This is a genomic window from Streptomyces sp. SID14478, from assembly GCF_010548525.1.
Classification (GTDB): Bacteria; Actinomycetota; Actinomycetes; order Streptomycetales; family Streptomycetaceae; genus Streptomyces.
The window spans coordinates 1-11396 of record NZ_JAAGMG010000551.1 but is presented as its reverse complement, the minus strand read 5'-3'; the positions used below and the strand labels follow the sequence as shown (position 1 = coordinate 11396).

Below are 11396 nucleotides of genomic sequence, written 5' to 3'. Positions count from 1 at the left end.
GGCGTCCGGCCCGGACGTGCGCGAGCTGCTCGCGGCGGGCCACCCGCAGGCGGTGCGGCTCGCGCGGGAGGCGGGCCGCAGCGTCGGCGAGGTCCTCGCGACGGTCGTCACGCTCCTCAACCCCGGGGTTCTCATGATCGCCGGAGATCTGGCCGGAACTCCCTTCCTGACGGGGGTCCGCGAACTCCTCTACCAGCGCGCGCTGCCCCGCTCCACCGCCCATCTCGACGTGGTCACCTCCCGGCTCGGCGAGCGCTCCGCGCTCATCGGAGCGGGAGCGCTGGTGGTGGAGGAGCTGTACGCGCCGGGCCCGGCGGAGGAGCGGCTGGCGGCACTGGGCGTGTGACGGGCCCGTTTCGGCCCCGCTCCGTGTCCGCATGCTGACATCGAGCCGTCCGCGGGCCGCTTCAAACGGCGTGATTCTCGCCACCTCTGATAGCGCCTACGCTCAGATGAGCGGAAATTCAGTGACTGCACTTCTCCAAGCCGTGGCACTCAGTGCCACCGCTCGATCATTTATGACTTGAACGCACATGAGAGCAAGCTCTGCTCATATGAGCGATAGCTCGGCTCTGCGGGGTTGTGTCTTCGGGAAGTGAACGCAGGATCTCGATAGTGCGTACCCATCAGTCACTTTCGATCTCCTGGCGGACGGGTGGTTACGTCCGTATGACCGCTGAGTGGACGTACCCATGAGCCTTGGATCTGGGTATGTTCCTCGCCGTCAGGGCAGCCACCGAGCCTCGAGGAGTCGAGACCCGTGTCGGAAAACAAAGATCCTCAGGTAGTCGATCAAGGCGAGCAGGGTGCGAAGTTCGTCTACGACTTCACCGAGGGGAACAAGGACCTCAAGGACCTTCTCGGCGGCAAGGGTGCCAACCTCGCCGAGATGACCAACCTGGGGCTTCCCGTTCCTCCGGGCTTCACCATCACCACCGAGGCCTGCAAGGTGTACCTCGACAGCGGCGAGGAGCCGGTGGCACTGCGTGACGAGGTCGGTGCGCACCTCGACGCCCTCGAGAAGACGATGGGCAAGAAGCTCGGCCAGGCCGACAACCCCCTTCTGGTGTCGGTCCGTTCGGGCGCCAAGTTCTCCATGCCCGGCATGATGGACACCGTCCTCAACATCGGGCTCTCCGACAAGTCGGTGCAGGGACTGGCCAAGCAGGCCGGCGACGACCGGTTCGCCTGGGACTCCTACCGCCGCCTCATCCAGATGTTCGGCAAGACCGTCCTGGACGTCGACGGCGACCTCTTCGAGGAGGAGCTGGAGAAGGCCAAGCGGGCCAAGAAGGTCGCGGTCGACACCGACCTGGACGCGGCCGACCTGAAGAAGCTCGTCACGCGCTTCAAGAAGATCGTCAAGACCGAGGCCGGGCGCGACTTCCCGCAGGACCCGCGCGAACAGATGGACCTCGCGATCCACGCGGTCTTCGACTCGTGGAACACCGACCGCGCCAAACTGTACCGCCGTCAGGAGCGCATCCCCGGCGACCTCGGCACCGCGGTCAACATCTGCTCGATGGTCTTCGGCAACCTCGGCGCCGACTCCGGTACGGGCGTCGCCTTCACCCGCGACCCCGCCTCCGGGCACCAGGGCGTGTACGGCGACTACCTGCAGAACGCGCAGGGCGAGGACGTCGTCGCGGGCATCCGCAACACCGTCGCGCTCGCCGATCTGGAGCAGATCGACAAGAAGTCGTACGACCAGCTCATGCAGATCATGGAGACCCTGGAGAACCACTACAAGGATCTCTGCGACATCGAATTCACCATCGAGCGCGGCCAGTTGTGGATGCTGCAGACCCGCGTCGGCAAGCGGACCGCCGGGGCCGCCTTCCGGATCGCCACCCAGCTCGTGGACCAGGGGCTCATCGACGAGGCCGAGGCACTGCAGCGCGTCTCCGGGGCGCAGCTCGCGCAGCTGATGTTCCCGCGCTTCGACGACGAGGCGAAGGTCGAGCTGCTCGGGCGCGGCATCGCCGCGTCGCCGGGCGCCGCGGTCGGCAAGGCCGTCTTCGACTCGTACACCGCGATCAAGTGGTCGCGCTCCGGCGAGAAGGTCATCCTGATCCGCCGCGAGACCAACCCCGACGACCTCGACGGCATGATCGCCGCCGAGGGCATCCTGACCAGCCGCGGCGGCAAGACCTCGCACGCCGCCGTCGTCGCGCGCGGCATGGGCAAGACCTGTGTGTGCGGCGCCGAGGAGCTCGAGGTCGACACCAAGCGGCGCCGGCTGACCATCGGCGACGTCGTCGTCGAGGAGGGCGACGTCGTCTCCATCGACGGCTCGACGGGCAAGGTCTACCGCGGCGAGGTGCCGGTCGTGCCCTCCCCGGTCGTCGAGTACTTCGAGGGCCGCATGCACGCGGGCGCCGACGACGCCGACGAACTGGTCGGCGCCGTGCACCGGATCATGGCGTACGCGGACCGGGTACGCCGCCTGCGCGTACGGGCCAACGCCGACAACGCCGAGGACGCGCTGCGCGCCCGGCGGTTCGGCGCCCAGGGCATCGGCCTGTGCCGCACCGAGCACATGTTCCTCGGCGAGCGCCGCGAGATGGTCGAGAAGCTGATCCTCGCCGACACCGACAACGAGCGCGAGGAGTCGCTGAAGCAGCTGCTGCCGCTCCAGAAGCGCGACTTCGTCGAGCTGTTCGAGGCGATGGACGGCCTGCCCGTCACGATCCGCCTCCTCGACCCGCCGCTGCACGAGTTCCTGCCCGACATCACCGAGCTGTCGGTGCGCGTCGCGCTCGCCGAGTCCCGCCAGGACGCCAACGAGAACGACCTGCGCCTGCTCCAGGCCGTGCACCGGCTGCACGAGTCGAACCCGATGCTGGGCCTGCGCGGCGTCCGCCTCGGCCTGGTCATCCCCGGCCTGTTCGCCATGCAGGTCCGGGCCATCGCCGAGGCCGCCGCCGAGCGCAAGAACGCCAAGGGCGACCCGCGGGCCGAGGTCATGATCCCGCTCGTCGGCACCGTCCAGGAGCTGGAGATCGTCCGCGAGGAGGCCGACCGGGTCGTCGCGGAGGTCGAGGCCACCAGCGGCGTCAAGCTGAAGCTGGCCATCGGCACCATGATCGAGCTGCCCCGCGCCGCCCTCACGGCCGGGCAGATCGCGGAGGCCGCCCAGTTCTTCTCCTTCGGCACGAACGACCTCACCCAGACGGTGTGGGGCTTCAGCCGCGACGACGTGGAGGCGAGCTTCTTCACGGCGTACCTGGAGAAGGGCATCTTCGGCGTCAGCCCCTTCGAGACGATCGACAAGGACGGTGTCGGCTCGCTGGTGAAGTCCGCCGTGGAGGCCGGCCGTGCCACGCGCCCCGACCTCAAGCTCGGCGTCTGCGGTGAGCACGGTGGCGACCCGGAGTCGGTCCACTTCTTCCACGAGGTCGGCCTCGACTACGTCTCCTGCTCGCCGTTCCGCATCCCGGTCGCGCGCCTGGAGGCGGGCCGCGCCGCGTCCACGTCGACGGGCAGCGACCACAGGTAGGACCACCGCAAGGAGAGGGCGGCACCCCGTGCGGGGGGTGCCGCCCTCTCGGCGTGCGTACGGGTTGAGCGGCATCGGGGCAGCCGCCTACTGTCGGGCGGACCCACCCGGTACCGACCGACGCGCGCCCAGGGAGCACAGCCATGAGCGGCTGGAACGCCAGCGACATCCCCGATCAGAGCGGCCGCACGGCCGTGGTCACCGGGGCCAACACCGGCATCGGCTACGTCACCGCGCGCGAACTGGCGCGGGCCGGCGCCCGGGTCGTACTCGCCTGCCGCAGTCAGCAGCGGGGCACCGCGGCGCTGGACCGGCTGCGCCGGGAAGTGCCGCACGCCGACGCCGAGTTCGGGCCTCTCGACCTGGGGGACCTGGCCTCCGTACGGGAGTTCGCGGCCGGCCGGCAGGGGCGCCCGATCGACCTGCTCATCGACAACGCCGGGGTCATGGCGCTCCCGTACGGGCGCACCGCCGACGGGTTCGAGACGCAGTTCGGCGTCAACCACCTCGGCCACTTCGCGCTGACCGGGCTGCTGCTGCCCAGCCTGCTCGACGCGCCCGGCGCCCGCGTCGTGTCCGTCTCCAGCGTCATGCACGCACTCGCCAACATCGACATCGGCGACCTCAACAGCGAGAAGAGCTACCGGCGTTGGGTGACCTACTCGCGCTCCAAGACCGCCAACCTGCTGTTCGTCCACGAACTGGCGCGCCGTGTCGCCGACGCCGGCGCCGACCTCGTCGCCTGCGCCGCGCACCCTGGTTACACGTCGACGGAGTTGCACACGCGGGGCGCGAAGATGGAGGGCCGCATCGGAGTGCAGCGCTTCTTCGAGCTGGGCAACCGCGTGGTCGGGCAGTCCGCCGAGCACGGCGCCCTGCCGTCGCTGTACGCGGCGACCGCGCCCGGGGTGCGGCCCGACGGCTTCTACGGGCCGCGGGTCCTCATGTGGCGCGGTGCGCCGGCCGCGTCCTGGCGGGCGTCCTGGACCCGCAACGACGCGGCGGGGGAGCGGCTCTGGGCGGCCTCCGAGCAGTTGACGGGCGTCGCCTACGCGGAGCTGAAGTCCTGAGCGCCTTCACAGGCCCGACGCCTCGAAGATCCGCTGCGCGGCGTCCCGGTCCATCCGTTCCCCCAGCCCGCGCAGCACGTCCTCGCCGCTGACCAGCAGACCGCTGGCCCGGGCCCGGGCCGCGCCCGTCTCCAGGCCGTGCCACAACAGCGGGTTGGCCGTGAGGACCGCGGGGTCCAGCTCCACCCGGGAGCCCAGCGCGTCCCGCAGGACGAGCCGCGGCGTGATGCCCTCGCCGCGCCGCGCGGACACCAGCAGGTCCGTGCAGACGTGCCGCCGCCGGCCGAGACCGCGTACCGCGAGCCAGCCGGGCCCCGCCGTCACCCGCGCCGGGTGCAGCACGGCGTGCAGGAGAAGGGACAGGCCCGTCCACAGGGCCGTGCGGGCGGGCGTCAGGGTCGAGTTCGCCGCGTCGATGGTCAACACGAGGACGAGCAGCAGCGCGGCGCACAGCAGGGCCGAGCGCAGTTCACGAGCCCAGTTCCGGTCCACCACCGTCGCCGCCGTCCCCGGTGTCCTCACGTCGCATGCCATGCACGGCACCGTAGGTGCGGCGCCGGTGCACGTCAGCCCCCTTGACGCCGTACTGATCCGGCCACCCCGCACATTGACGCACCCCTGACACCGGGCGTCCGCCCTAGGCCGACGCCCCGCCGTCGATCACCAGGTCCGTGCCGACCGCCGAGGCGGCGTCGGCGGACGCCAGGTACAGCACGGCGGCGGCGACCTCGTCGGTCGTCGAGACGCGGCCCAGCGGGGACTCCTCCTTCATGCGGACGGCCTGCTCGGCCGCGCTCTCACCGGGGTGCCGCGACATGGCGGTGCCGATCGGGCCCGGGCTGACCGCGTTGATGCGCACACCTTCGGCGATGTGGTCCAGGGCGGCGCCGCGGGTCAGCGCGGAGACGGCGGCCTTCGACACGGCGTACCCGGTCAGGCCCCGGCGGGACGCGTGCGGGCCCAGGTTCGAGGAGACGTTGACGATGGCGCCGCCGTCGGCCTGGCCGCGCATCTGGGCTATCTCGGCCTGGAGGGAGTGCAGGACGCCGGTGACGTTCGTGTCGAGCAGGGCGTGCCAGTCGTCCCGGGGCAGATCGCCGACCGCGGTGCCCGCACCCCGTATGATCCCGGCCGCGTTGACGGCGACGTCGAGCGAGCCGAACCGGTCGACTGCCGTGCGGACAGCGGCCGTTGCCTCCTCGGCGCGGGACACGTCCGCGACCTGGGCGACGGCCGTGCCGCCCGCCGCCTCGATGAGCGCGACGGTCTCGTCCAGCGGTGCGGCGGAGCGGCCCGTGACGACCACCTGTGCGCCTTCCTCGGCGAGGGCGCGGGCGATGGCCCGGCCGAGACCGGAGCCACCGCCGGTGACGAGGGCGGTCCTGCCGGAGAAGCGGGTGCGGGACATGAAGGCTCCTATTGCTTCGATTCTTGACTAATCGGTTCAGTATGAGGATGTGCGAGGAGCGGCTGACGGAACGGCCGCGGGAATGGCCGGGAGGGTAGGGGAAGTCGCCGGGGCGACGTGGACGGGCGGTCAGTCCAGCAGGGCCAGCGCCTGCTCCGTCGCGTCCCGGACGCGCCCCGAGTCCTGCGAGGCCTTGCCGACGACGCGGATGCCCTGCATGAGGACCAGCAGGAGACGGGCGAGCGCGCGCGGATCGCGGTCGGCCGGCAGCTCGCCCTGGGCGCGGGCGCGCACGAGCGTGCTGTGCAGCATCGTCTCCATGCGCTCCCAGCTGCGCTCCACGCGGCGGGCGGCCTGGCTGTCGTGCGGGCCGAGCTCCGTCGCGGTGTTCGTGACGAGGCAGCCGAGGCGCCGCAGCTCCTCGCCGCTCGCCTCGGCGGCGAACCGGCGCACCAGGGCGCGCACGGCGGGCAGTGCGGGTCCGCTGCCGGACAGCTCGTCGAGCGCGTGCAGGTCGGCGGAGTCGGTGTAGCGGTCCAGCGCCTTCAGGTACAGCTCGTGCTTGTTGCCGAACGTCGCGTAGATGCTGGCGCGTCCGACGCCGAGGTGCTCGACGAGGTCCGTCATCGACGTCGCCTCGTAGCCGCGCCGGTGGAACAGCTCCAGGGCTGCCTGTAGCGCCGCGTCGGGATCGAATTCCTTGGTCCTGGCCACGACGAGGAATCTAGACCTATCCAGAACGAGCGGTCAAGAAAGATCGGTCGAGGGCGGTCGGTCGAGAGCGATCGGTCGCGTACGAGTCAGGCCACCGTGCGCACCTCGTACGCCCGCACCGCGACCCCGTCGTCCTCCAGGCAGCGCCCCGTCCCCAGATCGAAGCGCTGCTTGAGCAGCGGGGACGCCACGAACGGCCGGCCCTGCGCCGAACCGATCAGGCCGCGCGACAGCACGGCCGCGCCCGTGAACGGGTCGGTGTTGTCGAGGGCGAAGACCCGGCCCGCGCGGTCGAGGAAGACCGCCGCCTGCCGGCCGTCGGGCAGGAGGGCGGCGACGCCGCGCCCCGGGGTCAGCCGGGACAGCTCGCAGACGGTCAACCACCCATCAGCGACGGCCAGTTGGACCAGTACGGTCGTCTTCTCGGGAGCGATCGTCATCGTACGGCGAGTCCTTCCAGGGGGATCAGCGGCAGCTCGGGCCTGAGCTGGTCGCGCTCGGGGACGAAGCGGACCGTCGGGTCCGGGGTGCCGGGGGCGTTCACGAAGGAGACGAAGCGCGACAGGCGCTCGGGGTCGTCGAGGGTCGCGGACCACTCGTCGCGGTAGTGCGCGACGTGCGCGCGCATCAGCGCCTCCAGCTCGTCGCAGATGCCGAGCGCGTCGTGCACGACGACGTCGCGCACGTGGTCGAGGCCGCCCTCGATCCGGTCCAGCCAGGCCGCGGTGCGCTCCAGGCGGTCCGCGGTGCGGGCGTAGAACATCAGGAACCGGTCGATCAGACGGATCAGTTCGGCGTCGCTCAAGTCCTGTGCCAGCAGATCGGCGTGACGGGGCGTCATGCCGCCGTTGCCGCCCACGTACAGGTTCCAGCCGTTCGCCGTGGCGATGACGCCGAAGTCCTTCGACTGGGCCTCGGCGCACTCGCGGGCACACCCGGAGACCGCCGACTTCAGCTTGTGGGGAGCGCGCAGGCCCCGGTAGCGCAGCTCCAGGTCGATCGCCATGCGGACCGAGTCCTGCACCCCGTAACGGCACCAGGTCTGCCCGACGCACGACTTCACGGTCCGCAGCGCCTTGCCGTACGCGTGTCCCGACTCGAAGCCCGCGTCCACCAAGCGCGCCCAGATCAATGGGAGTTGTTCCACCCGGGCGCCGAAGAGGTCGATGCGCTGCCCGCCCGTGATCTTCGTGTAGAGCCCGAAGTCCCTGGCCACCTCGCCGATCACGATGAGCTTCTCGGGGGTGATCTCCCCGCCCGGAATCCGGGGCACGACCGAATACGAACCGTTCTTCTGCAAGTTGGCGAGGAAGTGGTCGTTGGTGTCCTGCAGAGCCGCCTGCTCGCCCTCCAGGACGTAGCCGTCCGCGCCGATCGACGGGGCGAGCGACGCGATGATCGAGCCGACCGTCGGCTTGCAGACCTCGCAGCCCTCGCCGCCGCGCGCCTCGGCCCGGCCGTGTTCGTCGAGGAGCCGCGCGAAGCTCGTGACGCGCTTGACGCGCACGATCTCGTACAGCTCCTGCCGCGTGTGCCGGAAGCAGCCGCACAGCCCGTCGTCCCCGGACCTCGGCAGCAGCTGCCCGATGAGCTTGACGCAACTGCCGCACCCCGTACCGGCCTTGGTGCACTTCTTCACCTCCGGCAGCGAGGCGTGAGCACAGATCTCGCCCTTGGTGACGTTGTGGCAGGAGCAGATCACGGCGTCGGCGGGCAGGGCGTCCGGGCCGAGCTGGGCGGGCGCACCCGCACCGGCGGGCAGCACGAGGGACTCCGGCGCGACGGGCGGCACGGTGCCGGTCAGCGCGCGCAGCGTGGCGTACGCCTCCGCGTCCCCGACGAGGATCCCGCCCAGCAGCTCGCCCTCCCTGCCCATGACGAGCTTCTTGTACGTGCCCGCGCGCGAGTCCGCGTAGACGACGTCGAGGCAGCCGTCGGCCGTGCCGTGCGCGTCGCCGAACGACGCCACGTCCACGCCGAGCAGCTTCAGTTTCGTGGAGAGGTCGGCGCCGGTGAAGGACGCCCCGCAGGCGTCGTCGGCGAGGGCGGCGGCTGCCGTGAGCGCCATCTCGTAACCGGGGGCCACGAGCCCGTACACCCGGCCGTCCGAGGCCAGCGCGCACTCGCCGATCGCGAAGACGGACGGGTCGCTCGTGCGGCACTGCGCGTCGACGGCGATGCCGCCGCGCTCGCCCACCGACAGACCCATGTCGCGCGCCAGTTGGTCGCGCGGCCGCACCCCCGCCGAGAAGACGACGAGGTCGGTGGCGAGCTGCGAACCGTCCGAGAGCTTCATGCCGCGCACCGCCCCGTTCGCCCCGTCGGCCACGATCTCCTGCGTGCCGACGCCCGTGTGGACGGAGAGCCCCATGTCGCCGATGGTCTTCAGGAGGGCGGCGCCACCGCCCTCGTCGACCTGCACGGGCATCAGCCGGGGCGCGAACTCGACGATGTGCGTGGCCAGTCCGAGCCCTTGCAGCGCGCCCGCCGCCTCCAGGCCCAGCAGTCCGCCGCCGACCACGGCGCCGACGGTCGCGTGCCGGCGCGCGTACTCCTCGATCGCGTACAGGTCCTCGATCGTCCGGTACACGAAGCAGCCCGGGGCGTCCTTGCCGGGCACCGGCGGCACGAACGGGTACGAGCCGGTCGCCAGCACCAGCGCGTCGTACGGGACGCGGCGGCCGGAGCGGGCGTGCACGGTGCGGGTCGCGCGGTCCACGGCCACGGCCGGTTCGCCGACGTGCAGCTCGATGCCGTGCTTGTCGAGGAACTCCGGGTCCGTCAGGGACAGTTCCTCGGGTGTGGTGCCCGAGAAGTACGAGGTGAGGTGGACGCGGTCGTAGGCGGGCCGCGGTTCCTCGCACAGGACGACCACGCGGTGCGTCGCGGTCAGACCGTGCTCGGCCGCCGCTTCGAGGAAGCGCTGGCCGACCATGCCGTGGCCGACGAGTACGAGAGTGGGCAGTGCCTTGCCGGCCGGGTCGGTCGCCATGTCAGAGGCCTCCGTCGTGGGTGAGCAGGTGGAGCAGCGGTGCGGCGCCGGTGTCGCCGTCGCCGGGCAGCGGCGCGTCCGACTCCCAGGCGTGCGCGAGCGTGCCGACCGCGCCGAGCGCGCCGACGAGGACGCCCCCGACGAGCCGGTCGCCGCGCACGACGACCTTCCGGTACGTGCCGCGGGTGGCGTCGGCGAGCTGTACGACGTCGTCGCCGGGCAGCGGTTCGCTCTCGCCGAACGCGGCGAGGTCCAGCGGGTCCGCCGTGTGCGGGAGGGTGAGGCGGGTCAGGGCGCGGGTCCCGGTGTACGCCGTCGTGGCACCGGTGTCCGTGAGCAGGCCGGCGAGGGCGTCGGCCTGCTCGAGGGCGGGCGTGGCGAGTCCGTAGACCGTGCCGGCGTGCTGGACGCAGTCGCCGACGGCACGGATGTGCGGGTCCGACGTGCGCAACTCGTCGTCCACGACGATCCCTTGGCGCACCTCCAGACCGGCGGCCTGCGCGAGGCCGGTCCTGGGCCGCACCCCGCAGGCGAGCACGGTGACGTCGGTGCCGAGCACGTACCCGTCGTGGAGTTCCACACGGCGTACGCGCCCGTCGACGACGCCGACGCCGCGCACCCGGCACTCGGCGTGGATCTCGACGCCGAGCGAGGTGAGATACCGGTGCACCAACTGAGATGCGCGCGGGTCGAGTTGACGTTCCATGAGCCTTTCGGCCTGTTGTACCAGCACCACTTGGGCACCGCGCCGGGCGAGCGCACCCGCCGCCGAGACGCCGAGCAGACCACCGCCGACGACGACGGCGCGAGTGCCTTCGCGGACCGCCGCCGAGAGGGCCAGACAGTCGTCCATCGTGCGGAACGCGTGCACTCCGCCCGGCAGTTCGCGGGCGTTGGGCGCGAACAAGCCGCGCAGCGGAGGCAGTACCGGGTTCGCACCGGTCGCCAGCACGAGGGTGTCGTACGCGACCTCGGCGCCGTCCTCGCACTGCACCAGACGCCGGTCGCGGTCGACGCGGACGGCGCGCGTGCGGAGCCGGGGCCCCGGGGCGGCGGGCAGCTCGATCACCTCGGGGCCGTAACTGCCCGCCAGGACCTCGGCGAGCAGCACCCGGTTGTACGGGGCGTGCGCCTCCTCGCCGATCAGCACCGCCTGCTCGCCCAGGCGGCGGGCGAGGCGGGTGCCGGCGAGGCCGGTGCCGATGACGACGACGCGGTTCATGCTCCGCAGCGTGCGGGGTGGGTGTTTCCCGGGGGCGTCCCGGCGATTTCCCTCGGGCAACGCTGGGCTCAGCGGAGTGGGGGCGGGGGTGTGAGGGTGCGTCCTCGCGTCGCTGAGGTGCGCGCCATCGAGCGGTTGGGGGTGCGCTTCCGCTCGCGGGGGCGGGGCCCGTCGTGGCGGGGCGCGCAGTTCCCGGCGCCCCGCCGGGGCACGCGAGGGCCTGGCGGCGTACGGGGCTTAAACCCCGTTCAGGCCGACCTCAAGGGCGGCTTAAGGATCAGCCCGGCGGTGCTGACCAGGACGTATTCCGGTGCGACGGAGCCTAACGTGCTGGCGTGAGCATCGAGGCCGTCGAATCCGAACTCCCCCACTACCCCGCCCTGTCGGCGTACCGCCGCCAGACCGAGGGACCGGCGCAGGCCCCGCCGATCCCGCCGATCCCGCGCCGCGCACCCCGCGTCCGGCCCGCCGCCCCGGCCCGGATCACTCCC

Annotated in this window: 9 protein-coding genes; 3 read left to right on the top strand and 6 right to left on the bottom strand. The window is 71.8% G+C overall.

Annotated features, from left to right (window positions below):
- The 3 genes from G3I40_RS18245 to G3I40_RS18235 all read left to right on the top strand — a co-directional run.
- The coding region (locus G3I40_RS18245; protein ID WP_164303204.1) for an ROK family protein at positions 1-346 on the top strand (346 nt) is incomplete at its 5' end.
- Between the two features lie 414 nt (positions 347-760).
- The gene (gene ppdK / locus G3I40_RS18240; RefSeq protein ID WP_164303203.1) at positions 761-3499 is read left to right on the top strand and encodes a pyruvate, phosphate dikinase; all 2739 of its coding nucleotides are present in this window, start codon (positions 761-763) and stop codon (positions 3497-3499) included.
- A 143-nt stretch (positions 3500-3642) separates the two neighbouring features.
- The gene (locus G3I40_RS18235) at positions 3643-4569 is read left to right on the top strand and encodes an oxidoreductase (protein WP_164303202.1); all 927 of its coding nucleotides are present in this window, start codon (positions 3643-3645) and stop codon (positions 4567-4569) included.
- A 6-nt stretch (positions 4570-4575) separates the two neighbouring features.
- On the opposite strand, the gene G3I40_RS18230 is transcribed toward G3I40_RS18235, so the two are convergent.
- The 6 genes from G3I40_RS18230 to G3I40_RS18205 form a co-directional block, all read right to left on the bottom strand.
- Positions 4576-5103, bottom strand: a complete 528-nt coding sequence (locus G3I40_RS18230; RefSeq protein ID WP_164303201.1) for a hypothetical protein — start codon at positions 5101-5103, stop codon at positions 4576-4578.
- A gap of 103 nt (positions 5104-5206) precedes the next feature.
- On the bottom strand, positions 5207-5977 hold the full coding sequence (locus G3I40_RS18225) for an SDR family oxidoreductase (RefSeq protein WP_164303200.1): 771 nt from the start codon (positions 5975-5977) through the stop codon (positions 5207-5209).
- Between the two features lie 129 nt (positions 5978-6106).
- A complete protein-coding gene (locus G3I40_RS18220) occupies positions 6107-6691 on the bottom strand; it encodes a TetR/AcrR family transcriptional regulator (protein WP_164303199.1) in 585 nt (194 codons plus the stop codon).
- Between the two features lie 86 nt (positions 6692-6777).
- Entirely contained in the window at positions 6778-7131 is a 354-nt protein-coding gene (gene nirD / locus G3I40_RS18215; protein ID WP_164303198.1) for a nitrite reductase small subunit NirD, read from the bottom strand.
- Positions 7128-9683 (bottom strand): nitrite reductase large subunit NirB, encoded by a 2556-nt coding sequence (gene nirB / locus G3I40_RS18210; RefSeq protein WP_164303197.1) that lies wholly within the window; start codon positions 9681-9683, stop codon positions 7128-7130. Before nirB ends, nirD begins: the two co-directional genes overlap by 4 nt.
- A 1-nt stretch (position 9684) precedes the next feature.
- Positions 9685-10905 (bottom strand): FAD-dependent oxidoreductase, encoded by a 1221-nt coding sequence (locus G3I40_RS18205; protein WP_164303196.1) that lies wholly within the window; start codon positions 10903-10905, stop codon positions 9685-9687.
- Positions 10906-11396: the final 491 nt, after the last annotated feature.

Excerpts from the sequence above, each read along its gene's own strand:
- G3I40_RS18235 (WP_164303202.1), top strand. The coding sequence starts at position 3,643 with ATGAGCGGCTGGAACGCCAGCGACATCCCCGATCAGAGCGGCCGCACG.
- G3I40_RS18230 (WP_164303201.1), bottom strand. The coding sequence starts at position 5,103 with ATGGCATGCGACGTGAGGACACCGGGGACGGCGGCGACGGTGGTGGAC.
- G3I40_RS18225 (WP_164303200.1), bottom strand. The coding sequence starts at position 5,977 with ATGTCCCGCACCCGCTTCTCCGGCAGGACCGCCCTCGTCACCGGCGGT.
- nirD (WP_164303198.1), bottom strand. The coding sequence starts at position 7,131 with ATGACGATCGCTCCCGAGAAGACGACCGTACTGGTCCAACTGGCCGTC.
- nirB (WP_164303197.1), bottom strand. The coding sequence starts at position 9,683 with ATGGCGACCGACCCGGCCGGCAAGGCACTGCCCACTCTCGTACTCGTC.
- G3I40_RS18205 (WP_164303196.1), bottom strand. The coding sequence starts at position 10,905 with ATGAACCGCGTCGTCGTCATCGGCACCGGCCTCGCCGGCACCCGCCTC.